Annotated in this window: 23 protein-coding genes; 10 read left to right on the top strand and 13 right to left on the bottom strand. The window is 43.1% G+C overall.

Annotated elements, in window-relative coordinates; genetic code table 11:
- Positions 1 to 209 precede the first annotated feature (209 nt).
- The 4 genes from B3S92_RS03800 to B3S92_RS03785 form a co-directional block, all read right to left on the bottom strand.
- Positions 210 to 662 (bottom strand): threonine/serine exporter family protein, encoded by a 453-nt coding sequence (locus B3S92_RS03800; RefSeq protein WP_296202849.1) that lies wholly within the window; start codon positions 660 to 662, stop codon positions 210 to 212.
- A gap of 1 nt (position 663) precedes the next feature.
- On the bottom strand, positions 664 to 1,452 hold the full coding sequence (locus B3S92_RS03795) for a threonine/serine ThrE exporter family protein (protein ID WP_296202848.1): 789 nt from the start codon (positions 1,450 to 1,452) through the stop codon (positions 664 to 666).
- Between the two features lie 197 nt (positions 1,453 to 1,649).
- Entirely contained in the window at positions 1,650 to 2,651 is a 1,002-nt protein-coding gene (locus B3S92_RS03790) for a DUF368 domain-containing protein (protein WP_296202847.1), read from the bottom strand.
- A 239-nt stretch (positions 2,652 to 2,890) separates the two neighbouring features.
- The gene (locus B3S92_RS03785; RefSeq protein WP_296202846.1) at positions 2,891 to 3,523 is read right to left on the bottom strand and encodes a nitroreductase family protein; all 633 of its coding nucleotides are present in this window, start codon (positions 3,521 to 3,523) and stop codon (positions 2,891 to 2,893) included.
- A gap of 345 nt (positions 3,524 to 3,868) precedes the next feature.
- Between B3S92_RS03785 and B3S92_RS03780 the strand changes: the two genes are divergently transcribed.
- Positions 3,869 to 4,513, top strand: a complete 645-nt coding sequence (locus B3S92_RS03780) for a LysE family translocator (protein WP_296202845.1) — start codon at positions 3,869 to 3,871, stop codon at positions 4,511 to 4,513.
- A gap of 34 nt (positions 4,514 to 4,547) precedes the next feature.
- Here the strand turns inward: B3S92_RS03780 and B3S92_RS03775 are convergent, their stop codons facing one another.
- A complete protein-coding gene (locus tag B3S92_RS03775) occupies positions 4,548 to 4,991 on the bottom strand; it encodes a GFA family protein (protein ID WP_296202844.1) in 444 nt (147 codons plus the stop codon).
- Positions 4,992 to 5,099: 108 nt separating this feature from the next.
- Here B3S92_RS03775 and B3S92_RS03770 point away from each other — a divergent pair, with 108 nt between their 5' ends.
- On the top strand, positions 5,100 to 5,381 hold the full coding sequence (locus B3S92_RS03770) for a DUF503 domain-containing protein (protein ID WP_296202842.1): 282 nt from the start codon (positions 5,100 to 5,102) through the stop codon (positions 5,379 to 5,381).
- Between the two features lie 19 nt (positions 5,382 to 5,400).
- On the top strand, positions 5,401 to 6,441 hold the full coding sequence (locus B3S92_RS03765) for a PQQ-binding-like beta-propeller repeat protein (protein WP_296202841.1): 1,041 nt from the start codon (positions 5,401 to 5,403) through the stop codon (positions 6,439 to 6,441).
- A 50-nt stretch (positions 6,442 to 6,491) separates the two neighbouring features.
- On the opposite strand, the gene B3S92_RS03760 is transcribed toward B3S92_RS03765, so the two are convergent.
- Positions 6,492 to 7,592 (bottom strand): ArsO family NAD(P)H-dependent flavin-containing monooxygenase, encoded by a 1,101-nt coding sequence (locus B3S92_RS03760; RefSeq protein ID WP_296202840.1) that lies wholly within the window; start codon positions 7,590 to 7,592, stop codon positions 6,492 to 6,494.
- 124 nt (positions 7,593 to 7,716) lie between these two features.
- Positions 7,717 to 10,698 (bottom strand): excinuclease ABC subunit UvrA, encoded by a 2,982-nt coding sequence (uvrA, locus tag B3S92_RS03755; protein ID WP_296202839.1) that lies wholly within the window; start codon positions 10,696 to 10,698, stop codon positions 7,717 to 7,719.
- Positions 10,699 to 11,124: 426 nt separating this feature from the next.
- Here uvrA and B3S92_RS03750 point away from each other — a divergent pair, with 426 nt between their 5' ends.
- Together B3S92_RS03750 and ssb are read left to right on the top strand one after the other, a co-directional pair.
- The gene (locus tag B3S92_RS03750; protein ID WP_296202838.1) at positions 11,125 to 12,489 is read left to right on the top strand and encodes an MFS transporter; all 1,365 of its coding nucleotides are present in this window, start codon (positions 11,125 to 11,127) and stop codon (positions 12,487 to 12,489) included.
- 107 nt (positions 12,490 to 12,596) lie between these two features.
- Complete coding sequence (ssb, locus tag B3S92_RS03745; protein WP_296202836.1) at positions 12,597 to 13,265, top strand: single-stranded DNA-binding protein; 669 nt, start codon at positions 12,597 to 12,599, stop codon at positions 13,263 to 13,265.
- A 126-nt stretch (positions 13,266 to 13,391) separates the two neighbouring features.
- Here the strand turns inward: ssb and B3S92_RS03740 are convergent, their stop codons facing one another.
- Positions 13,392 to 14,831 carry a pyridoxal phosphate-dependent decarboxylase family protein gene (locus B3S92_RS03740; RefSeq protein ID WP_296202835.1) on the bottom strand — a complete coding sequence of 480 codons (1,440 nt, stop codon included), beginning with the start codon at positions 14,829 to 14,831 and terminating at the stop codon, positions 13,392 to 13,394.
- A gap of 316 nt (positions 14,832 to 15,147) precedes the next feature.
- Between B3S92_RS03740 and B3S92_RS03735 the strand changes: the two genes are divergently transcribed.
- The 3 genes from B3S92_RS03735 to B3S92_RS03725 all read left to right on the top strand — a co-directional run bounded on the left by B3S92_RS03735 (position 15,148) and on the right by B3S92_RS03725 (position 17,287).
- Complete coding sequence (locus tag B3S92_RS03735) at positions 15,148 to 15,363, top strand: hypothetical protein (RefSeq protein WP_296202834.1); 216 nt, start codon at positions 15,148 to 15,150, stop codon at positions 15,361 to 15,363.
- A 70-nt stretch (positions 15,364 to 15,433) separates the two neighbouring features.
- Complete coding sequence (locus B3S92_RS03730; RefSeq protein WP_296202833.1) at positions 15,434 to 16,336, top strand: TatD family hydrolase; 903 nt, start codon at positions 15,434 to 15,436, stop codon at positions 16,334 to 16,336.
- 141 nt (positions 16,337 to 16,477) lie between these two features.
- Positions 16,478 to 17,287, top strand: a complete 810-nt coding sequence (locus B3S92_RS03725; protein ID WP_296202832.1) for a tRNA threonylcarbamoyladenosine dehydratase — start codon at positions 16,478 to 16,480, stop codon at positions 17,285 to 17,287.
- A gap of 33 nt (positions 17,288 to 17,320) precedes the next feature.
- Here the strand turns inward: B3S92_RS03725 and mnmC are convergent, their stop codons facing one another.
- The 4 genes from mnmC to ispZ form a co-directional block, all read right to left on the bottom strand.
- Positions 17,321 to 19,579 carry an FAD-dependent 5-carboxymethylaminomethyl-2-thiouridine(34) oxidoreductase MnmC gene (gene mnmC, locus B3S92_RS03720; protein ID WP_296202831.1) on the bottom strand — a complete coding sequence of 753 codons (2,259 nt, stop codon included), beginning with the start codon at positions 19,577 to 19,579 and terminating at the stop codon, positions 17,321 to 17,323.
- Positions 19,580 to 19,674: 95 nt separating this feature from the next.
- The gene (locus tag B3S92_RS03715; protein ID WP_296202830.1) at positions 19,675 to 20,214 is read right to left on the bottom strand and encodes a hypothetical protein; all 540 of its coding nucleotides are present in this window, start codon (positions 20,212 to 20,214) and stop codon (positions 19,675 to 19,677) included.
- A gap of 37 nt (positions 20,215 to 20,251) precedes the next feature.
- On the bottom strand, positions 20,252 to 20,548 hold the full coding sequence (locus tag B3S92_RS03710) for a YciI family protein (RefSeq protein ID WP_077449956.1): 297 nt from the start codon (positions 20,546 to 20,548) through the stop codon (positions 20,252 to 20,254).
- Positions 20,549 to 20,655: 107 nt separating this feature from the next.
- Positions 20,656 to 21,210, bottom strand: a complete 555-nt coding sequence (ispZ, locus tag B3S92_RS03705; RefSeq protein ID WP_296202829.1) for a septation protein IspZ — start codon at positions 21,208 to 21,210, stop codon at positions 20,656 to 20,658.
- A 305-nt stretch (positions 21,211 to 21,515) separates the two neighbouring features.
- Here ispZ and B3S92_RS03700 point away from each other — a divergent pair, with 305 nt between their 5' ends.
- Positions 21,516 to 22,448, top strand: a complete 933-nt coding sequence (locus tag B3S92_RS03700) for a PHP domain-containing protein (RefSeq protein WP_296202828.1) — start codon at positions 21,516 to 21,518, stop codon at positions 22,446 to 22,448.
- On the opposite strand, the gene truD is transcribed toward B3S92_RS03700, so the two are convergent.
- Complete coding sequence (truD, locus tag B3S92_RS03695; protein WP_296202827.1) at positions 22,437 to 23,594, bottom strand: tRNA pseudouridine(13) synthase TruD; 1,158 nt, start codon at positions 23,592 to 23,594, stop codon at positions 22,437 to 22,439. The two genes, B3S92_RS03700 and truD, sit on opposite strands and share 12 nt — an antisense overlap.
- Positions 23,595 to 23,767: 173 nt before the next feature.
- On the opposite strand from truD, the gene B3S92_RS03690 reads away from it, so the two are divergent.
- The gene (locus B3S92_RS03690) at positions 23,768 to 24,307 is read left to right on the top strand and encodes a GNAT family N-acetyltransferase (protein WP_296202826.1); all 540 of its coding nucleotides are present in this window, start codon (positions 23,768 to 23,770) and stop codon (positions 24,305 to 24,307) included.
- Positions 24,308 to 24,310 lie beyond the last annotated feature (3 nt).

The raw sequence follows: 24,310 nt of genomic DNA, 5'->3' as shown, positions 1-24,310 counted from the left end.
GCAAGTCCTTTATTATTTGTGATTATTAATGGGATATCATTTATTCAAAGATAGGGGTAATTGTAAGGGTAATTGCCCCCAGTGTTTAGCTGAAAGGTATATCTTTAACCAAAACAATACCGTTAGTGCCTAACAATGTCAGCGCTATATTAACTTAATCAGGGCAGTTTTTATTTAAACAATAGTAGGCTTTAAACGATTAGGTCATCTTAAACAATAGGGCGACGTCGATAAAAGAATAACCCAGGGATAGACAGACCCAATACTAAGCCTGAGGTGATAAATAAAGCTTCAAAAAGATAGGTCAGCATTTGACTAAACAAAGCATCAGAAAAACCAAAATAGCCAATTTGAACCATACTCACCATGGCCTTATAAGCGGCAATACCTGGCATCATACAAATAACACTGGGGGAGATAAGGGCTTTGGGCGGCAAAGTATATTTTTTGGAGAAATAAACCCCCAAAAAGCTGGCTAGCATCGCCCCAAAGAAGCTGGCAGTAGCAAGATGAACTTCATGGTTTACCAAGGCCGTTTTTAGTCCAAACCCACAAGCGGTCATTAGCAAACAAGGCAGGATGTAACGCTTAGGTACCGTGAACATTAAGGTCCAGCCGAGAGTGATTATACAAGACAGTAAAACACTTTCAATAAAGCTCATCTTAAAACCCCCAGTGCTTAATACTAAGTAGCAGTAGCGCCATCACAATGCCCACACCAGCAGACAGCGTCAGCATATAAGTAAATACCGCACGGCCGATACCAATATTGATATAGCCTTTTAAGATGTCTGATAAAGAATTGATAAGAGGGAAACTGGGTACCAACAACAAAACACTTGAGGCCACCGCAATATCCGCATTATTGCCGATATCGAAATAGTAGGTGGTTGCCCCAATTACTGAAGCGATAAAGGCGGTAATAATCACCGTAATAAAGGGATTGAAATACTGCTTTGATAAAAAGATACGTGTGAGCATCGCCACCATACCCGCCACAAAAGTGACCGCAGTAATGGACCAACTGCCACCATTTAAGAAAGCAAAGGCAGCGCACGACCCTCCCACAAATAAAGCAACTAGCCAGCTGGGATATACGGTTTTATCCAGTTCGTTAAAGGCTTGTGTGGTGATATCTACCAGTTCCTCACTACAGACCGAGGCTTCGGTTTTATTCACGATCTGCTGAATTTGTACCAATAGATTCACATTAATGCTTTGGTTCGCTGTATCACGAGTGGTGGTGATACAGCGCTCATTATAGATAGTGGTGAGGGTGAGAGCATTAAAGCCCAGAGCGCATTCGACGCTGTCCATCCCTAAGGCCAGGCCTAAACGCTTAGATAAATCCACCACAACAGCAGACTCGGCTCCATATTGCATCAATAATAATCCGCAGCGCACACACAATCGGGTAATAAGCTGTTGCTTGGCGTAAGTGATAGAAGTCATGGGCAATAGGCACACAAGGGTAGAAAGTGGAAAAATTTCAGTGAATGATAAAGCTTAAGATAACGCTTATAAAAAGCTGGTAAAAAAAGCTATTAAAAAGAGTTGGTAAAAAAGGGCTAGTCTAGATAAATTCAAGAGCTAGCCCCTGTTTAGCTTGGGTTTGTTACAGCCATCAACGGGCTAAGTGTTTGCTACTTTTAGTGGGTAACGCTTTTGGTCTTATTGCCCCAAACAGATAGCGCAGTGACCAAAACAGCTCCCAAAACCATCAACCCTAGGGTGACTAGCCACTGCGCGCCAGTGGGATAGTTCCAAGGGGCCACGTTATGAATAGCGTCACTATTTAAGGTGCCTAAAGCATCCACTTTCCACGGCCATACTTTTACCAAGGAGCCCGCAATAAAGCCGGTTAATAAGGCCAATGTGCCTTGGTAGTAACGCGATAATAACCATTTAAGGGCTCGTGTAAATAGCAGTAACCCTGTAATCATACCCGCCATCAAAGTAAAAATAATAGGAAGGTTAAAGCTATGAACGGCCTCTAATACTCTATCATACACGCCCAGTAGCAATAAGATAAATGAGCCGGAGATACCAGGTAATATCATGGCACAGATGGCAATAGCACCAGCAAAAAAGATATACGGCAAGCTGGGTTCAGTAGTGATTAAAGGCATACTGCTAATACCCACCGCTGCCACAATACCGAGAATAAATAACCCAGCCCGTGCCACATTCCAACGTTTTATTTCACCTAATAATATGCCCACGGTTGCAACAACCAAACCAAAGAAAAATGACCAAATTAATAACGGTTGGTTGTCTAATAAGTACTTAATGAATCCTGATAAAGTAGCAAAGCTGGTAGCAATACCTAACACTAGAACCAGTAAAAACGTGGCATCTACGTACCGCCAGATGTCCATTAGCCCTTTAATACCACCTTGACGGCGATACACTTGCCACAAGTTGGGACCAATGCTGCCGATGGCATTAATTAAACGCTCATAAATACCTGCGATAAGGGCGATTGTGCCGCCGGAAACACCCGGAACGATGTCAGCGGCCCCCATGGCCATACCTTTGATGTAGGTGGTTACCAAGTCTTTTGGGCTGTCTTTAGCGGTTAAATCTGTATTGGATGGTACAGAAGGCGACGACTCTGGTAATGAAGATCGCTGTGAATTGGGTGCCGTCATCGACATTCCTTTCTAGATAATGAGTAAAGATGATAATAGACAAAGGGAATAAAATTTATAAAAGTGATAATAAAGGGTTATGCTATTTAAGCAAGCCTGCATTTTACCGCATCTGTTTCGTTTCAGGTTTTGTTTATTGATGAAAAATTTATGCTTTATTTTAACCGGCTGTGGTCATAAAGCAAAAAGGTCATTCTCGAAAGAATGACCTTTTTTGATTTAAAGACATAACCCAAAGCTTAGTAGTTAATGACAAAGTCTTCTGTTGGCAGACGAACTTTAGCCATAGAGCCTACCCAATCACGCTCAGGGTCAGCCACACCGACATAAATTAGGGCAATACTCTTTAGACCCAATTTATCAAGCTCAAGTACCTCATCAACCAAATCAGTACTAAACCCTTCAGCAGGGCAGCTATCGACTCTCAACTCAGCAGCTTGAGCTAGTGCTAAGCCCATTGCAATATAGGCTTGTCTGGCGATGTGCTCAAAGTTTTCTTCAGCACTTTTGCTACCCACATAGGCTTTTAGCTGATCGGTATAGCTGTTAAAACGACCACGAGGTAAGCCACGTTTGTCCGTGGTCATGTCATAGACCTCATCAATCTTCTGCTCGCTATAGTCTTTCCAACCGGCGAAGATAAGTACGTGTGAGCACTCTTGCATACACTCAGGGTTTAACGCCCCTTTGACCAGTTTATTTTTAATGTCTTGATCTTCAACCACCAATAAGCGGAAAGGTTGTAGGCCTGAAGAAGTCGGTGCCAATCTGGCTGCTTCAACAATTTTATCAATGTTTTCTTGGCTAACTTTTTCATTTGGTTTAAATGCTTTTACCGCATGACGCCAGTTTAAATCTTCTAGTAATGACATAATTATCCTCGGAAATTCTTATGATTTTATAGAGGGGTTTTCGATAATAAATAAAGTTTATCGCCCATCAGCTATCCTATTTGAGGTTCGCGCTCTGTTTTACAATCTTTAGTGGTTAGTTATTACCTAACAATTACAATGTATTCAAAATTAGGATAGATTTGACAGTATTTTTCGAGTGGTAATAGATCCATCCTAATCCGCCTTAGGGAAAAGGCGGCAATATTTTGACAAATTTCTTTAGAGAAGATGAGTTAAAAAATTATCTAATAATTGTGTGCGGGTAGTTGTAGTAGTGGTATAAACTACTTCTGTCTACTAACTTACCTAAGGTTTAAACACACTGTGACCATTACCTTTATTCAGCTATTTACTTTTATTTTTGCGGTAACCTTATTTATGTTAACACCGGGTCCTGGTGTTTTTGCCACTATTGCTAAAGCTATGAGTCAAGGAAGTTGGGCGGTATTACCCTTAGCGATTGGTCTTGCCGCCGGCGATACCATTTATATGGTTTTTTCGGCTTATGGACTTAGTGCTTTAGCGACTAACTTTAATACCTTGTTTACAGCTATTAAATTTGCAGGTGCAGGCTATCTGTTTTATTTGGCGTATAAGATGTGGGTGACTATGCCTCCCGCCATTGAAACTGAATCTTCCAAAACCTTATTAGTGACTAAAGGTGATAGAAAACAGGGCATTAAAAGTATGGCTTCAGGTTTCCTAATTTCGATTAGTAATCCTAAAGTTATTCTATTTTATGTCAGCTTACTGCCTAGTTTCTTTCCAGTTGTAAACTTAACAGGCGTTGATATTGGCATATTATGCGGGGTTATATTTGTTTGTGCAGTTGTGACTATGATGAGCTATGCTTTTATAGCAGGGTACGCTCAAAAGCAATTAAAAAGCCCCCAGTCACGACAGATATTCAATCGAGTTGGGGCGTCATTTATGGGTATGGCTGGAGGGTGGTTATTGACTAGAGGATAGCTGAGTGGTCATCAATAGCTGAGTTAAGCAATATTTATGATAGAAGCTCTAATAAAGTCTTAAACTCAGGTAATTCCGCAAAATTTTCAGCCTCTGAGTCAATTTGATGCCAACTGGATTTTGAGTTTAAGCAAAAATTAGCCACTACTTTTACGTTATCCGTATGTCCCTCGATATCAAGCAACCCAACAGGAATCCAGTAGTATTGCTCATTGGGTGAAGGGGTAAATAAATTAGGGACGGGGCCGCCACAGTTAGCACAAAAGTGTGAGCTAAAGCCGGTCTTTTTTTGCCAACTTTTTATTGTGTCGTTTTTAATCCATTTGAAATCAGTTGTTGGAATAATGGTGGCTGAATTAGAGCTTGAGCCTGACTGCCTTTTGCATAACGTACAATGACATTGATATATTTTCAAAGGATTGGTGTTGATGTCACATTCAAACGCAATATCCCCACACAAGCATTTACCTGTCAGCATAATCTGTCCTTATTTTTGTTTGGAGTAATCTAATACTCATGTTCTACCACTTTTTAGTAGAAGTATAAGGCTAATATATCAAAACACTCACTTAAAAAGGAGACAGCTATGCACATAGGTATTTTAACTTTGACATTCTCATTGCCTGGTTGTGGCTCGCTAAAAGAAAAGCGGATGCGAATGGGCGGATTGCATGAGCGCTTTGGGCGTAATCCCGCAGTGGCAGTTAGTGAAAGCGGTGAGCGTAATCATCATGACGCCAGTGAATGGACTTTTGTGGTAGTGGGATTGTCTAAACGTGAGATTGAGTCCGAGTTTAGTCAGATTGAGGATAAAATTCAGCGGGTGGTTGAGGCTCGGATTATGGATGTGAGACGTGAGTTTATTTAAATATTAATAGGGTTTAGGGATGAAAATTAAGAAGTTAAAAGAATATAAATTAAAAGGTAAACGTAGAATATCACCAAGAAATCAAATAATTATCGGCGACAATTTATATTCAGCTTTTATCTTTGATAAAGGAGATACGAGTAATAGTAGAATAATTTGCTTGGATATTTGTACTTTTGAAGAGAAATGGACATATGATTATGACTTTATTATTAATAAAATCATGAAATCACCTATTTCCAATAATATCGTAAGCGTATGTATGGATGGGAGAGTTGAAGAGATTGATTTGTTAGAGGGTCAATTAATTAAAGCAATTAATTTGAATGTTAACAGATGTGGTTTTTCTTCAGTTATTGTTGATAATAAAATTGTGACAGGAGGTATTCAGGGCTCAACACAGACGACTTGTATAGATTTAAAAGACTTTAAAATTGAATGGGAGTTCGATACTGATGGTCACTCCTATACACCCTTAATATCCGCGGGGCAGATTTACCAATGTACTGAGAATTACTTAAGGTGTTTGGACTTGAATACAGGCTCTTTAATTTGGAAGGTTAAAGAGGCTTCTACTTATTTGTTGAAGGCTGAAAAATTTAAGGACTTAATATTAGCATCAGGCCATGGTTTAATAAATTTTTATCATAAACATAACGGTAGGCTTATAAAGCAGTTACGTACTCAAACTGATGCTTTAGACAGTGCAATTAGGTATATAACCACTAACGAAGAAAATATTTATTTTAGCGATCATTCAGGTAGTATTTATGCTTATGAGTGCATTTATCTTGATCAATATAATATTGAGACAAAACTGCTTTGGGTGTTCAAATCTGATGGTGAAATTGAGAGTCAGCTGAAACTATATAAAGATTATCTTGTTTTTGCTAACTCTAATAAAAACCTGTCTATTATTAATAGACATACTGGTGAAGAATGCTCGGCTGTAAGGCTTAAAGAGAGCGCCGAGATTTGCGATATTTTAGTAGGAAAAGAAGAAAGTATAATTATAGCTTATGAGAAAGGTTATATTAGTAAGTTCCTAGTTGGCTGGTAAGCCCCTGGTAAAATAGGATTATTCGTTATTTTCACAAGTTCTATGCCAATCTAAGAATCTGCTTTCAAAAACTGAATCAAAGCCGGTACATTCTCCCTTGCACTACGCCCAGCCCCGATAATGGTAGCGGAAGCAGGGCTAACCCAGTCGCCATAGCCAAATAACCACAGACGAGGCTCTTTGACAGATTGCCCGTGTTCAGTTAATACTTTGCCATCATCTTCAATCACACCCAATGGCGCTAAATGCTCAAGTTCCGGATTAAAGCCTGTGCACCAAATAATCGCATCTATTGGTTCTTCCTCACCCTCAGACCAAAGCACCCCTTGCTCAGTTAGACAATCAAACATAGGCTTTGTAGTGAGTAATCCTTTATCTCGCACCTCTTTAACCGGGGGCATCATTACGATATTGCCTTTAGGCATGTCCGAACTTTCTGTATTACTCTCATCTTCAGCATCCTCTCTGGCGTTATTCTTGATACGCTGTGTGGCTCTTTCAAAAAGAACGCGACCGTCGACGTCATCGGGAAGAAATTGTGGCGGTTCACGGGTTACCCAACTAGCATCAGCGACTTCAGCCAATTCTGCAAAGATTTGTGCGCCTGAGTTACCAGCACCGACCACCAAAACTCGTTTGTCTTGATAAGCTTTTGGACCAACGTAGTGGGCGGAGTGGATTTGTTCCCCTTGGAAGTCTTGGCTTCCTTCAATCTCTGGAATATAAGGGTTACTCCAAATTCCGGTTGCGCTCACGACGGCTCTTGCAAGCCAAGTAAACTTGCCATCGCTGACTCGCAAGCAGTCGTTTTCATCATCACGCTCTACGCTTCGTATCTCAAAAGGGCGGTAGATAGGCAGTTTGTAATGCTTTTGATAGTTATCAAAATAGTTTAAGACGTCGTCTAGATAGGGGCTGCTATCATCTTTGGCGGAGGTCATCATTCTGCCCGGAAGGGAGCTCACCGATGCTGGCGAGAACAGACGTAATGAAGGCCAAAAGTTTTGCCAGGCTCCGCCACTTCGAGGTTGATTGTCTAGGATAATAAAGTCCAGTTTTGCGCGCCTTAGGTAGTAGCCAACTGCTAATCCTGCTTGACCTCCACCGATGACAATCACGTCAAAAATTTTTGTGGTTGGTTTTGATGACATGGTTACCTCATATTTATTATTAAATATGATTATAATCTAACAATACTGAATTAATCTTCTACCCCTATAAAAAAAAGCCATCCTACAAGGACAGCTTTTTCTTATTTAAAGGCTCATAAATACTCTAAGAAGCTTCTTTCTCAAGCATAGGCTTTAAGAAATGACCGGTAAACGAAGCTTTGTTATCCGCCACTTCTTCAGGTGTACCTTCAGCGATAATTAGACCACCATTTTTACCACCTTCAGGGCCTAAGTCAATAATCCAATCGGCAGTCTTAATCACATCTAAGTTGTGCTCAATGACCACGATGGTATTGCCCTTATCACGTAAGGCATGAAGGATATTAAGCAGCTTATAAATATCATGGAAGTGCAGACCAGTGGTTGGCTCATCCAAGATATATAAGGTCTGACCGGTATCACGTTTGGCAAGCTCACGAGCCAGCTTAACCCGTTGCGCCTCACCCCCTGATAAAGTAGGGGCAGACTGACCTAAGCGGATATAGCTTAAGCCAACATCCATTAGCGCTTCAAGACGACGGTGAATCGGTGGGATTGCTGAGAAGAATTCAGTCGCATCTTCCACAGTCATCTCTAATACTTCAGCGATGCTCTTGCCTTTGTAATGAATCTCCAGCGTCTCACGGTTATAGCGTTTGCCATGACAGCTGTCACAAGGCACATACATATCGGGTAAGAAATGCATCTCAACTTTGATCAGGCCATCGCCCTGACAAGTCTCACAACGTCCGCCTTTGACGTTAAAGCTGAATCGACCGGCTTTATAACCCCGGGCTTTGGCTTCTGGCGTCTGAGCGAACAAATCACGGATAGGGGTAAACACACCGGTATAAGTCGCAGGGTTCGAGCGAGGCGTACGGCCAATAGGGCTTTGGTCAATATCGACCATCTTATCTAAGTACTCAAGACCAGTAATGCTTTCATATTTGTCAGGAACCAAAGTTGAAGCATTGTTTAGCTGAGTGGCTGCCAGTGGCATAAGGGTACGGTTAATCAAGGTTGATTTGCCCGAACCTGATACCCCAGTGATGCAGGTAAAGGTACCGATAGGGATGGTTAAGTCCACATCTTGTAAGTTATTACCATTGGCGCCTTTTAGTTCAATTTGCATTGGTACTATGTTCTTCGCTTTGGGCTTAGCATTCTTCGCCGCTTTGGCTGCCGCCGCTGCTTTGGCTTTACCCATTGGCATAATGCGCGCTCTTTCAGGCGGATTATTTAGGTCAATGGTTTTGGCTTTATGACGGGTCTTAGGAATTTCAATTTTTCTTTTGCCAGATAGATATTGGCCTGTCAAAGACTCCTCAACATCCATAATCTCTTGCATGGTACCTTCAGCAATCACATGACCCCCATGCACACCGGCACCAACGCCAATATCGATTACATGGTCAGCCTGACGAATGGCGTCTTCATCATGCTCAACGACCAAAACAGTATTGCCTAGGTCACGCAAGCGAACCAGCGTCTGTAATAAACGGTCATTATCGCGCTGATGCAGACCGATAGACGGTTCATCAAGCACATACATCACACCCATTAAGCCAGCGCCAATTTGGCTGGCAAGACGGATACGTTGTGCCTCACCACCTGATAGGGTTTCCGCCGAACGAGCAAGGTTTAGATAATCTAGACCAACGCTCACGAGGAAATTAAGACGCTCATTAATCTCTTTAAAGATTTTTTCGCTAATTTCACCTTTTGAGCCGCCCATTTGTAAGTCTTTATAATAATCGGCGGCATCTCCAATCGATAGCTGCACGATATCGGCAATACCCTTGCCGTCAACACGTACGTTACGAGCAATTTCATTAAGTCGCGCACCATCACAAACGTTACAGGTAGTGTCGGCTAAATATTTGGCCAACTCATCGCGCACAAAGTTACTTTGGGTCTTGGCATAACGGCGCTCAAGATAGGGCAGCACGCCTTCAAATGGTGTGGTCTTTTTGGTTTTGCGACCCCGTTCATCGGTAAAATTGAACTCGATTTTTTCTTTACCAGAGCCCTTTAATATAATGTCACGGTGCTCTTTTGAAATCTCCTGCCAAGGCAAGTCCATGTCTATTTTGAAGTGATTAGCCACTGTAGACAATAGACCAAAGTAATAGGCGTGGCGTTTGTCCCAACCATTAATAGCGCCTTGATTTAGTGACTTCTCAGGGTTAGTGACTAATTTTTCAGCCGAGAAGTACTGACGCTTACCTAAACCATCACAAGCAGGGCAGGCTCCGTAAGGGTTATTGAAACTAAATAGACGTGGTTCCAGCTCTGAAACAGCTCTATCGCAGACAGGGCAAGAATGTTTAGCAGATAAAATTTGGTCATCACTGTCTTGATTAGACGCATCAGGATTGGGATTGCCATCCATATAATGCAAGATGGCCAAGTCGTTACCTAAACGCAGAGCTGTTTCCAAACTTTCAGCAACGCGGTTACCTAAATCATCACGCACTTTAAAGCGGTCAACGACCACCTCAATGGTGTGTTTTTTATTCTTCTCAAGTGCCGGCAGTTCGTCCATATCATAGACATGACCATCGACACGGACACGCACGAAACCTTGACCGACCAATTGCTCTAACAAAACAATATGCTCACCCTTACGCTCCCGTATCACAGGCGCCAAGATCATCAGCTTAGTGCCTTCTGGCAAGGCCATGATTTCATCAACCATTTCAGTAATGGTTTGGGCCACCATGGGTTCATTGTGCACCGGACAATACGGGGTACCGACGCGCGCGTATAATAGGCGCAGATAGTCATAAATCTCAGTAATGGTGCCGACAGTTGAGCGTGGGTTGTGGTTGGTCGACTTCTGTTCGATAGCGATAGCCGGCGATAAGCCTTCGATGCTATCGACTTCGGGCTTATCCATTTGTGATAAGAACTGGCGCGCATATGCCGACAAGCTCTCGACATAGCGGCGTTGGCCTTCAGCATATAAAGTATCAAATGCCAGTGAGGACTTACCAGAGCCTGATAAGCCAGTGATGACCACGAATTTATCACGTGGAATGTCAATATCGATGTTCTTTAAATTATGAGTGCGTGCGCCGCGAATCTTAATGTGTTCGTGTGCCATATAGTGCCTTTGTTATTGAATTTTAAGCTGTTAGGTTTTTACAATTTTGGATAATAATTTGGTATATCAATGAGTTGATTTTGGGAACGATAGTTGTTCGCTCAGATTAGGTAATAAGGTTAATTAAATATTAATACTCAGTTATACATAATGGGTTGGGCGGACAGTGGCTATGTGAACGAACAGCCCTGTGTTGTTTATGGTCATAATTTAGCTGAAATTCAAGTAGCTAGACTGCAGTGAGACGGCTTATAAGTGCCTTGCAAGTCATCAACAGTATTTATAACGCATGAGGTTCACCCCATATTTTATCTGTATACATTATAATGTACGCTTACCAACATCATTGTCTGTTAAGTGCCGATAAGAGGTATTTAAATTGTTAAGCGGACAAAATCAGTGATTGAGATAGGATGAGACAGTAGCATGAATAGCATCGAGAAACGGGCCATTGGTAGTATAGGTGGCATATTTGCCTTGCGGATGATCGGGCTGTTTATGATTGTGCCAGTATTTTCAGTATATGGCAGTAACTATGCCCATGCCACGCCGTTTTTAATTGGCCTAGCAGTGGGTATTTATGGTTTGGGTCAAGCCATATTTCAAATCCCTATGAGTATGGCTGCGGACAAATTCCCGCGCAAACCCATGATATTCTTTGGATTGCTGTTATTTGCCATTGGCGGAATAGTAGCTGCAACGGCCACGGACATTTACGGAGTTATTATTGGTCGAGCCTTAGCAGGTAGTGGCGCGGTATCTGGGGTGATGATGGCGCTACTTGCTGATGTAACCCGTGAACAGCAACGCACCAAAGCCATGGCAACCATGGGCTTAACTATTGCAACCTCCATTATGTTGTCGTTTGCTTTAGGGCCAATGATGGTCGCTTCAGTTGGCATGTCAGGTTTATTTTGGTTAACAGCAGGGTTCGCCGTGCTGGCCATGTTGCTGTTATTGTTAGTGCCAACGCCAGTGCGAGTGCTGAAGCACAACCTTGATAACAAATCGATTGGGGCTCAGTTAAAAGAGGTCTTGGCGATTGCAGATTTAAACCGTCTGCATTTCGGTATTTTTGCGCTGCATCTGACCATGACTGCCATTTTTGTGATTGTACCGCATCAGCTTGGCGAGGTATTGGGGCTAGAGGTACGTCAACAAGGTTTGGTGTACTTGCCGTTATTATTTGTCGGGTTTGCCATCGCCATTCCGTTTATTATTATTGCTGAAAAAAAGCAAAAAATGCGCCAAGTATTCTTGTCAGCCATAGCGGTGATGGTGGCAGCTTTACTTAGTTTGACAGTAGGTAGCCAATATGGCATAGGTTTGATCTTGGGGTTGGGCCTGTATTTTATTGGCTTTAACTTATTGGAAGCGACCATTCCGTCTTGGATCTCTAAAAAAGCCCCTGTTGCTAATAAAGCAACAGCGATGGGGATTAACTCCTCCAGTCAGTTTCTAGGAGCTTTTTTCGGAGGTGCTTTAGGCGGTATGCTATTAAACCAAGGGGTTATGTTGTCTTGGGGATTACTCGGTGGGGTGATGGCACTGGCCTTATTATTAATCTTGCCCATTGCCCAGCCACCTTATCTTACCAGCACCACAATGGCCATTCCAAAACAGGCAGATTTATCGGCTTGGTCGCAGCAAGTTATGGACGTCGAGGGGGTCGATGAGGTGGTGGTTATGCCCAAAGATGGCGTGGCCTATTTAAAGTTAGACAAACAAAAGCTGACCGATAATTCACGACAATTACTGTCGCAACTAACCCAAACTAAGCTAGATATTTAATTAAAATTTCGGTACAGTGACGACATGTGCTATAAAGTAAGTTATAGATAGCTTTTATTAATCATTAGTTAATAATTTATTAAATAAATATATAAAAAGGAAGCCTTATGCGTGGTATTAACAAAGTAATTATTGTGGGTCATTTAGGGGCTGATCCTGAGACCCGTCAATTTAGCAATGGGGGCAGTGTCACCAATATTTCAGTGGCAACCTCTGAACAGTGGACTGACAAACAAACCGGCGAGAAGCGTGAAGCGACCGAATGGCATCGTATTTCATTGTTTAACCGTCTAGGTGAAATCGCAGCTCAATATTTACGTAAAGGTAGCCAAGTTTATATCGAGGGCAGCTTACGTACCCGTAAATGGCAAGACCAGAACGGTCAAGATCGTTACACTACCGAGATTCGCGCTGATCAAATGCAAATGTTAGGTGGCGCTAGTGGCGGTGGTATGGGCGGTGGCCAATCAGGGCCAGGTGGTTATGGGAATCAAGGTGGTTTCCAGGGCGGTCAAGACCCACAAGGCGGTTTCCAAGGCCAGCAAGGCGGTGGATATCAAGGTCAACAAAGTGGCGGATACCAAGGCCAACAAGGTGGTGGGTATCACGGCCAACAAGGTGGTAATCAAGGCGCTGGCAATAACCAAAATACCTTTGCTCCTCAAACTCCTGCTGCAGCACCACAGCCGGCTCCTGCTCCTGCGTTTAATAACCAAACCACTATTCCTGCGGGCGGCATGACAGATACTCCTAAAGATGATGATATCCCATTCTAAATCTTATACAAAACAGGATTTAGCTAAAAATAAGCCCTGCAATTTGCGGGGCTTATTTTTTTTAAGAGTTTTTACTTTAAGTAGTCAATGATGATAACAAAGAACAAATTAATATTAAATAAGCGGTTATGGCTCAACTAAGCCTAAAGCAACAAGGTCCTCATTAATTTGATCAACCACTTGTTGCACATCTTGTTTGGTCAATAAAGGATGCATACAACAGAATCTTAATACAGTTTTGTTATGTAGTAGGGTGGTGTAATAAATGGCATTGTTTCTCTTTGTCGATAGCTCAGACAGTTTTTTATTAATCTGATTCAGCTCCTGTTCGCTGTGCTTGCCGTCATTAAAACGTACGTTAACGATGCTTAGCCGGGCAGGGGACACAATTTCAAAGTGAGACTGCTGGCGGAACAAGTTTTCAAAATGTTGTGCGTTTTCAAACCCTTTATCGATGGCATTTCGCATCTCTTTTAAGCCTACTCTTTGTAAGGTATACCACAGACGCATGCCTCTTGCCGGCGCAGTCAATTCGATACCCATGTCCCAAAAGTTAATGTTGGAATCATCCGATTGAATGTCGGTTAAATATTCAGGGTTTTCGCTAAAAGTACGCGACATGGCTTGACGATCTTTGCAGATGACTACCGCACAACCATAAGTTTGAAACAGCCATTTGTGACCATCCCAACTGATAGAATCACTACGCTCAATGCCATCTAACAGTTGACGGTGCGAAGATAAAATGGCACTCGCTCCATAGGCCCCATCAATGTGGAGCCACATATCATGAGCTTCACTGATATCAGCCAGCTGGTGTAGCGGGTCGATTGAGCCGGTATTGGTGGTGCCACAAGAGCCGACAATTAAAAAGGGAATCATGCCATTGGCTTTGTCCTGCTCGATTTGCTTTTCTAGATCTTCTGCTATCATTTGAAACGCATCATTGGTCTTAACTTTGCGGATATTGGCTCTAGGAATACCCATAATACGGATGCCCTTGGCTACAGAAGAATGGGTCTGATCAGAGACGTAGACGGTGCCTTTAAGCAACTCATCTTCCTTTAATTTCTCATCTCGAGCCACAATAGAAGCAGTTAGATTCGCCATAGAGCCCCCGGAGACGAACAGCCCGCCCAGCTCTTTTACCGGATAGCCAATTTGTTCGCCCATCCAGTTCATAAGTTTCTTTTCGGCGACGGCCATGCCCTCACTTAAAGTATGACTGCCCCCATAAGGCGAATAAAAAGAGTTAATGGCCTCACCAACCACAGAGATAGGAGACAGGGCTAAAGGTATGAAGGAGAAAAAACGAGGATGACTTTGTTTCGTACGGTATTTATATACCAGCTCATTGAGTTCGTGCATTACCTCATCTGCTGATCTTGGCTCTTCTTGGAATGGGATATCGATAATGGCTTGCTTCTTAGCTTCAGGTAGGGGATTAACGATATCTGATTGGGCGGTATGAATTTGCTCTTCTACCATGAGTGGCATGAATTTGGTTAAAGAGGCTTTGGCCTCCTCCCAATTAAATAGGGTAGCGTCATTATTATTAGAAGTCATAGTTATTGCCTAAAATAAACGAGTAATATTAAAAAATTAGCAAGACTATAAACCCCTGCTTTTCGATAAAAATAGGAGTAAAAAAGCCAATTTTTATGGGAGGTTATAGCAAGCTTTTGATTTAAGCACGTATTATAACCTAGCGTATTTTTGAGCTTGTATTATGTGTTGTTATTTCATATTTAAATGTAATATGCATTGAGATATAACAGCGGCATAAGCTACTGTTAGAGATAGAAGCTATTAAAAGCCAGCCACTAAAAAGCAGCAATTAAAATTATCGATAGAGAAATATGAATAAAAAACAGGAGGCAGTATGCGCTATTCAAAGGTCCTAAAATTAGGAGCAGTAGGCTTGGCATTATTGCTAATCCCTAGACGTAGTAGTCGAGATGTTAAAGGTAAAGACAAAATCGCTGCAGATTTAGCCCCTGCCACAGAGAATGAAGATCCGTTCAAAAGCGATACTGAGTCTAGCAGCGATGAGAGTAAGGACAATAACGACAACAGACTTGATGGGCAACAATCTTAATTTATATCAGTCCTAATTTATCAGATCTGTATTAATCAAACTTTAAAACTTGAGGTCGCAACGAGCCACTATGCCACACAGTCAAAATAATAAGGGATTGGAAATGGATACCCATTACCCTTTGATAGACACGCATACTCACTTCGACGATTTTGTCTTTGATGCAGATAGGGTTGAGTTGGCCACGTCGGCTTATCACTCTGGGGTGCGTCACTTACTGTTAATAGGCTATTATGCGAAGTATTTCGATCGCATGTTACAGACACAGCAACAGTTAGCGGATCAAGCAGACAGTGGGGCCAAAGTACCAAAGGTTTATCTTGCTTCAGGACTGCATCCTGCTTATATCTCTGAGCATACCGAAGCGGATTTAGAGCAACTAGCACAGTTTTTACAAATGCATCCCAATGTGGCTATTGGAGAAATTGGATTAGATACTTTCACTGATGAGTTAAAGAGCGAGCAGTCGGTGGCGAAACAAAAACGCTTTTTTGAGGCGCAATTAGATTTGGCGGCTCAGCATCAACTGCCAGTTCTGCTACATATTCGTAAGGCTCACGCGGAATGCCTAGCGCTACTAAAAAAACACAAGTATAACGCCAATAAGCTGGGCGGTATTGCTCATAGTTTTAGCGGCGGTGAGCAAGAGGCAAAGGCCTTTGTGAAACTAGGATTTAAACTGGGGGTTACCGGTCAGATAACCAACACCAATGCCAAAAAACTACGCCGAGCCATAAGAGCAGCGGTCGAAACCTATGGCTTACAGTGCTTAGTGCTAGAGACTGATTGTCCCGACATGACTCCGATATGCTGTCAGCAAGGAGAGGAGCCAACGAGAAATGTACCCGGTAATTTAGGCTTTGTACTTCAAGGCTTGGCTAAGCTGCTTGAGGTTGATGAGGAAAGCTTGGCTAGACAATTGTGGCAAAACAGCTGTGAGGCTTTAAGAGTCGACTGGGCTTATCCTGAATAACGTAGGTTATATAAATTTTGCTATACAGTATAATAGGCCACCTGATTTTAAGTTAAGCCCTTTAGCTTAAACTTCTGAACATAAAACCTCCTTCACTTGTTTCTCTTCCACTTTCTCAATTGACAGAAAATAAGGTACTTTATGACCTCATCTTCATCTTTAGACAATAGCCAGTATGACAGACGCTTTAAAGGCACACAGACTTTATATGGCCAATCCAGCTTTACAAATTTTGAACAGGCACATGTGATTGTAATTGGAGTGGGGGGTGTCGGAACTTGGGTCGCTGAAGGGCTGGCACGTACTGCCATTGGCAAAATGACCTTGATAGACATGGATGTGTTAGTGGCCTCTAATGTCAATCGACAATTGCCAGCACTCGACAGCAGCTTTGGCAAAAGTAAAATTGAGGAGATGGCAGAGCGGGTACGTCAAATTAACCCTAGACTAGAGCTGACATTGGTTGATGATTTTTTGGCCCCAGAAAATGTGGCCCAGTTATTACCTAACCGAGAACAAGCGAAGCAAAAATTGCAGCAAGGCGAGGCGACCATCGTCTTGGATTGTACCGATGACATGTCAGCGAAATTGGCCATTGCTTTGCACTGCCGTTTTAATAAGTTAAAACTGATTTGTGCTGGTGGGGCAGGCGGTAAGACCGATCCGCTGCAAATTACGGTTAGTGATTTAAAAGATACTTATCAAGATCCTTTGCTGGCACGTTTGCGAACCAAGCTGCGTAATGAGCATGGTATTAACAAACAATTAAAGGAAAAATTTGGCATTAAATGTGTCTATTCAACGCAGCCGCCCATCGTTAATAAGTCAGCCGATGGCAGCGTCCAAACCGGAGGGTTGCACTGTGGTGGCTATGGCTCAGCAGTAGCAGTCACCTCAGTAGTAGGCATGGTGATGGTAAGCGAAACCTTAGCCATGCTAAGCACTAAGTAGATAACATAGATAACTACTCATTTAGTCATCGGATCATTTAGGTAACGGCTTTTGTAGACTACTACGCTGTGGAGACAATCTCTCTAGCAGCGATTTTGGCAAAGGCGTGTATTGGCCGAGCATCATATCGGCGATAACCTCAGCGCATATAGGGGCGAAGGCATAACCCTTTGACCCCATACCACTTAAGGTCCAAATAAAGCCCTCTTCATCAACTCGCCCCACTAAGGGATGATAGTCTGGGGTTTGAGCACGGATACCGACACGGGCTTGCCAGCCCGCATAATCATTGTCTTCATTGTTTGTCTTAGTGCTAGCTAGAACGCTATCAAGCTCAGGGACAGCTGTGATCAGCTTGTCATAGTTGACTTGGTGCTCGGAGGCACGAATCTCAGTATCCATGTCGTTGCGAACAAAGCTAGCTCCCAATAAAAAACTAGGCGTATTAACTGAAACAGGATTCAGCAGTTCATCATTTTTGCAAGGGGTAAAGCTGGCGCAATAACCGCCATATTTAAGCGGTAATTTGGGTAAAGCTGTTAACTGCTCTTGTGTGGGCTGAAACCAAGACAATTGACCACGGATTCTACGAAACTCAAATATCCGAGCATCTAAATTCTGACTGTCAAAAGCGGTAGCAATAATGACTGCATCAAAGTTAGCCAGTTCATCATCTTTATCAGCTTCACTGTTATCATTATGATCATTTAGCACAGCAGATTCCGCAATTAACTGTACCTTCCCAGACGCATTAGCTGAAGTTTCAGAAACCTGTATCTGCTGAATTCTGGCCTGCTTAAAGTGAATGTTGGGATGATTCAAAATAGTGTCGGCCAAAGCTTTAGGATTCACCAAACCCGCTTGAGGTAAGTAGAGATTTTCCTCTAAAGCTTGACACTCTAAGCCTGTGATTTCTTGGGCTTTCTCTTCCGCTAAAGTGGTCGCCATTTGCTCAGGATACTCAGCAATCTGCGCAACCCCGACGTTAGACTTCACTAGTAAATCTACAGTGCCTGTGGCCTGAAATATTTGGCTAGTCAGGTTAAGATTAGGATCTGTCTTAGCTGAGTCCAAAAGCAGCTCATTCTGCCTATCTAGCTGTCGATATAAGCGCTCACTATACAGATAGCCAATACTGTGCAAATGCTCTGCTACGTGGGTAATAGGCGTCATTTTTGGTGCTAATAAGGCTCTAGGGTTGCCAGACGCGCCAGCTAAAGGGGCAGATTGGTCAATTAAAGTGATTCTTAGTCCGCGCTGAGCCAGAGACCAGGCGACCATGAGGCCAGAGACGCCTGCTCCAATAATGGCTACTTTTTTATAGCGTTCATTCTCAAAGCGTTCTTTTTGATTGATATTGATAGTTAGGCTATCAGACTCATCGTTATCAGAGCCTGTATTCTTTAATCTTCTGGCGGTAAGCATTTCACGTTTACGACCAAAGCCTTTGACTTTTTTTATCTCGAAGCCGGCTGATTCTAAGCCTCTTTTTACCACCCCAGCACAACTAAAAGTAGCTGCAGTGGTGCCTATGTTTGATAGACGCTGCACCTGCTCAAAGATTTGCTTCGCCCATAGTGACTCATTACAAGAGGGTGCGAAACCATCCAAATACCAAGCGTCTATTTGAGCTTCATTAGACGCATTGTAGTCAGCACCAGCTAACTTTTGTAAGCTCTCAGTGGCGTCACCTAGCCATAAATCTAAAGTTACATCCTGCTCTAAATGTAAACGATGACACCCTGAAACTAACGTGGGATATAGTGCCAATAAACGAGTGATGAGCGGCGTGAGGGTAGGGTCATTGTCTTGCCAGCTCTGCAAGCTACGCGTTAAGTCCTCTAAGGTTAGAGGGTGCTTCTCAGTGCTGATGAGATGTAGGCGAGGCGCTTGATATCTAAGCTGTGGCTTACAGGCCTCTTGTTGAGGATGCTGAGAATAGACAGCTTGTTTGGTCTGCTGCCACAGTTGCCAAGTGGCCAGAATGTTGAGTCCAGTGCCAAAACCCAGCTCAGCGATGGTAAAGCTGTTTGAAATTTCAGAGCTTGATGCGCTGTCTGTGGTAGCTTTAATATTAGAATCCGTATTAAGGGATTGTAGATACTGCTCAAAAAGAACCGCAAAGCGTTCAGGTAGATGGTTTTGTTGTAAAAACACATAACGAGACTCTGCCAGACCATCGGCCAAAGAATAATAAACGTCGCCGAAGACTTCCGAGACGGGTACCAAGTTGCCCAACTCATCTTCACGCCATGACAGTTTGGCAGGGATCACCTTAGCTACTTCACTCACGATTTACTCACTTGTCTTAATTAAAAAGGCAATGACTAACTGACTCTAATTAACTGCTGGCAACTAACTAATTCAAGCTACCTATTAGCAACTAACTACCAGCGATCGCGTCTGCTGAACACGAAACCCCCCAATAGGATGCCTAAAAATAAAGAAACAGCTACAGTGACTGCCCCATACATAAACAGCTGGCCACTGCGCTCATTGATTAACACATTAACCCGAGTTTCTAGGTCATTCACATCGCGCTGCAATTGCGCATTACGGCTAAGTAACTCTTGATTGGCAGCGGATAATTCAGAGTCGCTGGGCTGCATGCCACTGGCCAAACTGTTTGGGTTTTCTAGGGCGTTTGGGGTTTCGCCTGGGTTTGCCTGTTGTTGATTTGGGCTTTGTGGATTAACTTCATTAAAAGGAGTGTTGGGTTGGGGGGCGACCTGTGGATCTTCCTCTGCAGTAGCTGCCTGCTGCTCATTATTAACCACCACAGTAGGTGCTGCAGAAGCAGCCACCGGCATGAGTGCGGCGGATAATGACCAAGTGCAGGCAAGTAAGGCAGCATGGATTATTGAGGCATTACTCTTAGCTTTAGAGGGGGTAACAGCAGTGTGTGCAGAGCATTTTGAAACAGGCATGGCGATGGGTTCCAATACGAATAAAACTGGGGGTCAATTAAGCAGAAGGCAAGGCTTGAATAAAGGGCTTAATATCGACATGGCTATAAACCCCTGCCTTTAAGTAAGGCTCTTCGCTCGCCCATTGTTGAACAGCCTCTAAGCTATCAAAAGCGGCGACAACCAAGCTACCTGACATGCCCTCTTCCCCATGTTCAATGGGGTTAGGACCGGCAATAACCAGTCGACCTTCTGACTCAAGTTGCTTTAGGCGAGCAATATGAGCGGGACGGGTTTCTTGTCTTAACTGTGTAGAATTAGCAACATCGTGACCAATAATCATGAATAATGGCATAGTAAGCCTCGTATCGATAGGGGCGGGTTTGTGTTAACTGTCCAGACTAAGCGAAAACTATAGACTAGGGCCAAAACTCAACTTGCGACAGCTGAGTTAAGTCTAAGCTATTTTTTAGTTTTGTCGTCGGTGATTTCTGGATTGAGGTGGTTTTTAAGTATAACAAACTGACCCACCATAAACACCAACATGAAAGGCAGCCAGCCATAGCTTTTGAAGTTAATCCAAGTTTGCTCGCTGGTATAAAAGGCAAAGTAATACTGCAGTCCAGCCATCAAGACAAAGTAGCCTACCCATGCCAAAGTTAGCTTATTCCATCCTGATTTGGTCAAGCTAAAGACACTCTTCATGGCCATCTCTAACAGGGGTTTGCCCACCAATACACTGATTAATAAGGCCGCTGCGAACACCCCATTAATCACCGTTGACTTCCACTTCAAGTAAATTTCGTCATGGAATAATAGCGTTAAGCCACAGAAGACCACGGTTAGCACTAAGGTCACAACTTGCTGTTTAGTAAGACGACCTCTTTGTGTCATCAAGTGAATAGCTGCCACGGCCACAGTGGCGATTAAGATTGCCCCAGCACCAGCCAAAACACCTTGGGTTTTCGCCACATAAAAAAAGGCGAGTAAGGGGATAAAATCTAACAATGCTTTCATAGAAGTCACAATAATAAATTAACAGAATAAGAGAGATAACTTGTGGCGATAGTTTACACGCCATTCCCCATAAAAAAAAGCATTGGCGCTATATTGAAGCTTTAAATTTAAGCGGGTATCTCTTCTATTTACCCGACTCAAAGCAATCGTTTAAGCCCTATAATCTGAATATCACTGTAAAAATTAGCTAAAAAATGTCTGGAAATATATCGACAAATAGCAGGTAATAACCGTTACAATATTGGTGAGACAATCTTCTTGTTATAAAGACCAAATTATAGACAACAAATTATAAAGATAAAAATATGCCGCATAGCCTTACACAAATAACTTCAACCCAAAACGCCCAATCCTTGTGTTACAAACGCATCGATTTACACAGTCACAGCACCTGCTCCGATGGTAGTAATACCCCAACTCAGCTTTTACAGAAAGCACATGAGGCTAATATCGATATTTTTGCCTTAACCGATCACGATACCTTAGCTGGTATTCCAGAAGCCAAGGCGGTGGCCGAAGAGTTAGGTATCACTTTAATTAATGGGGTAGAGATCAGTTGTCAGCACACGCTTACCGGTGGCTATGGCAAAAATAAAGCCAAGGACAAAATTATTCATGTGCTAGGTTTGGGGTTTACAGACTTTACCGAAATGAATGAAACTTTGACCCACATTCAAGTCAGTCGTGGTAATCGCGGCCGGATGATTGTCGAAAAAATGGCGGAGCTAACGGGTCATGATTTCGATGAGATGTGGCAAGCGGTACTGGTAAAAGCAGACGGTAATGCAGATGCGGTAGGTCGCGCCCATATTGCTAAAGTTTTATTAGAGCAAGAGATTGTGCCGACCATGCAAAAAGCTTTTGATAAGTATTTGGCCGATAATAAAGCCGCTTATGTACCTATCGAGACGCTAAGTATGCAAGAGACCATTAATCTTATCCATCGCTGTGGTGGTAAAGCAGTATTGGCACATCCAACCCGTTATAATCTATCGGCGACCCGAGTGCGCAAGCTAATTGCTGAGTTTGCTCAATTTGGCGGTGATGGCTGTGAGTTACCCAATAATGACGAACCCCTAAGCACTCGGCGTATGGTCGATCGCAGTATTGCTGAGCATGGACTACAAGTGTCGACGGGCAGTGACTTTCATGGTAGCAGTATGCCTTGGCGCAAACTTGGCGATGTGCCAAGTCTGGCGGAAGGTCAAACTTTAGTTCTCGAAGGGTTACTGAGTTAAATCCGTTACTAAGCTTGCCAAAACACTGGTAGCAAATGTCCCTGTTGGCAAGGTAAATTGTAGTATCAAGCTTTGCTCATCAGGCCAAGTCCAGCTTAAGTCGTTAACTGGTAAGCGTGTGGCACGGCGCATGGTTTTAAGCTCTTTTTTCTCAAGCCCCTGAGCTAGTCTTTGTAAGATGGTATTCTGTGCTACCACCTGTTGTTCCAATGCTTTGGCAGCTCCGCCAACTTTGTCATTTTTTATACCCCATAACGGTGCGGTCGGGTGAATATCCCCGCTGGCAAGGCGCTGTTGTATTTCCTGATCTATTTGCTCAACGCTAAACACCGATCCTGAACCGTTTAAGTTAAAAACATCCCCTTCAAGCGCTTTATCCCAACAATTTTGCTCAACTCGAGTTGAGACTATCTGATTAAAAATGGCGCTGCGAGCGGAGGATAACAGTAGCGACTGCAAATCACGGCTCTTTTTTGGGTGCGGTTTGCGGCCATTTATGGTGCCTTGTTCAAACCATTCTAAAACACTAGCAATGTTGTTGCCTTGGCGGCCAAAACGCTGTTCACCAAAATAATTGGGCACGCCTGCTTTACTAATAACGGTTAATATTTCATCAGCTTTAGCAGTTGTTGCGGCGACTTTAGGATTTAGTTCAATATCGGTTAAGCGGATGACAAACTTATTGGCCTTATGAGTACCACGATTAAGTTTTTTGCTGTGCCAAGCTTTTTTAAGTACTTGCACTGACTCAGATTCAGAGTTTAGATTAGCTGTAATAAAGTCATCAAATCTCGATTCTGGCAACTCACCTTTGGGGATTCGCAAACTAAACCACTGCGTCGTTACTGCTTGACGATCTTTTAGCCCTGAGTAGCCAACATCACGGCTAGGGATTTTGGCCCATTTGGCCAATTGTACAGCCACAAAGCTGGTGTTCATACCGCTCTTTTTAATCAATAGCCATAAATGCTCACCTGCACCTGACAGCTCAACTTCTAACAATTCGTCAACTTGAAAATCTGCAGCAGCTTGCTTAAAACGGGCGCTACAAATAGGGGCAGGGGTAGGCTGTGCCCATTGGCGAGAGTCAGTTAATTGGGTGATTTGTTCGGGACTAATAGGTGTTTGGGCGGTGGCTGATGTCATAATAAGCTCAGAAAATAAAAAAATTTAAAAACAGTGTATTGGTATGGCTTATGTAGGGCTTAAGAGGTTTACTAATAGGCTCAGTTTCTGCTTTAATAATCTTAAACTGTTTACCTCTAGCTCGTGGAGTATACCACTATGTCTAAACCCAATATGTCCCGACCCAATGTTTTTTGCGTCAAGCTGCCCTTGAGGATGTCGACTCCTTACTTAGCTTGTTAAATCAATGCTATCGCGAAGATGTGGGCTGGACCAACGAAGCCAATTTGGTCGGGGGTATTCGTACTACGGCGCAAGAAATTGAAGCAGTTATCAATGCACCACGCCATTATTTATTTGTGTTCCCTGAAGTCAATGAGGGCAATGAGACCGGCAAGATTTTAGGCTGTATTGCTGTGGACATCAAAGCAGAACAAAACACCGCCTATATTGGTATGTTTGCGGTCCATCCTAGTTTACAAGGCTTAGGCGTGGGCAATGAGATTTTACAAGCGGCAGAAACCTTTGCAGGGCGTCATCTAAACGCGGATGATAATCCTCATAAAACCCGTTTAACCATGAGCATCCTAAGTCAGCGTCCAGAGTTATTGGCTTATTACCAACGCCGAGGGTATCAGTTGAACGGGGAGCGTTTGCCGTTTCCGGAGAATGGTAAGAATGGTGAGCCGAAACTGGGTGGCTTAGAGCCGCTTGGACTAGAAAAAGTGGTATAAACG

The organism is Psychrobacter sp. UBA3962 (assembly GCF_002385225.1).
Classification (GTDB): domain Bacteria; phylum Pseudomonadota; class Gammaproteobacteria; order Pseudomonadales; family Moraxellaceae; genus Psychrobacter.
The sequence above is the reverse complement of the archived record's forward strand: the minus strand, read 5'-3'. Positions and strand labels throughout refer to the sequence as shown.

Excerpts from the sequence above, each read along its gene's own strand:
- B3S92_RS03800 (WP_296202849.1), bottom strand. The coding sequence starts at position 662 with ATGAGCTTTATTGAAAGTGTTTTACTGTCTTGTATAATCACTCTCGGC.
- B3S92_RS03795 (WP_296202848.1), bottom strand. The coding sequence starts at position 1,452 with ATGACTTCTATCACTTACGCCAAGCAACAGCTTATTACCCGATTGTGT.
- B3S92_RS03790 (WP_296202847.1), bottom strand. The coding sequence starts at position 2,651 with ATGACGGCACCCAATTCACAGCGATCTTCATTACCAGAGTCGTCGCCT.
- B3S92_RS03785 (WP_296202846.1), bottom strand. The coding sequence starts at position 3,523 with ATGTCATTACTAGAAGATTTAAACTGGCGTCATGCGGTAAAAGCATTT.
- B3S92_RS03775 (WP_296202844.1), bottom strand. The coding sequence starts at position 4,991 with ATGCTGACAGGTAAATGCTTGTGTGGGGATATTGCGTTTGAATGTGAC.
- B3S92_RS03770 (WP_296202842.1), top strand. The coding sequence starts at position 5,100 with ATGCACATAGGTATTTTAACTTTGACATTCTCATTGCCTGGTTGTGGC.
- B3S92_RS03765 (WP_296202841.1), top strand. The coding sequence starts at position 5,401 with ATGAAAATTAAGAAGTTAAAAGAATATAAATTAAAAGGTAAACGTAGA.
- B3S92_RS03760 (WP_296202840.1), bottom strand. The coding sequence starts at position 7,592 with ATGTCATCAAAACCAACCACAAAAATTTTTGACGTGATTGTCATCGGT.
- uvrA (WP_296202839.1), bottom strand. The coding sequence starts at position 10,698 with ATGGCACACGAACACATTAAGATTCGCGGCGCACGCACTCATAATTTA.
- B3S92_RS03750 (WP_296202838.1), top strand. The coding sequence starts at position 11,125 with ATGAATAGCATCGAGAAACGGGCCATTGGTAGTATAGGTGGCATATTT.
- ssb (WP_296202836.1), top strand. The coding sequence starts at position 12,597 with ATGCGTGGTATTAACAAAGTAATTATTGTGGGTCATTTAGGGGCTGAT.
- B3S92_RS03740 (WP_296202835.1), bottom strand. The coding sequence starts at position 14,831 with ATGACTTCTAATAATAATGACGCTACCCTATTTAATTGGGAGGAGGCC.
- B3S92_RS03735 (WP_296202834.1), top strand. The coding sequence starts at position 15,148 with ATGCGCTATTCAAAGGTCCTAAAATTAGGAGCAGTAGGCTTGGCATTA.
- B3S92_RS03730 (WP_296202833.1), top strand. The coding sequence starts at position 15,434 with ATGCCACACAGTCAAAATAATAAGGGATTGGAAATGGATACCCATTAC.
- B3S92_RS03725 (WP_296202832.1), top strand. The coding sequence starts at position 16,478 with ATGACCTCATCTTCATCTTTAGACAATAGCCAGTATGACAGACGCTTT.
- B3S92_RS03715 (WP_296202830.1), bottom strand. The coding sequence starts at position 20,214 with ATGCCTGTTTCAAAATGCTCTGCACACACTGCTGTTACCCCCTCTAAA.
- B3S92_RS03710 (WP_077449956.1), bottom strand. The coding sequence starts at position 20,548 with ATGCCATTATTCATGATTATTGGTCACGATGTTGCTAATTCTACACAG.
- ispZ (WP_296202829.1), bottom strand. The coding sequence starts at position 21,210 with ATGAAAGCATTGTTAGATTTTATCCCCTTACTCGCCTTTTTTTATGTG.
- B3S92_RS03700 (WP_296202828.1), top strand. The coding sequence starts at position 21,516 with ATGCCGCATAGCCTTACACAAATAACTTCAACCCAAAACGCCCAATCC.
- truD (WP_296202827.1), bottom strand. The coding sequence starts at position 23,594 with ATGACATCAGCCACCGCCCAAACACCTATTAGTCCCGAACAAATCACC.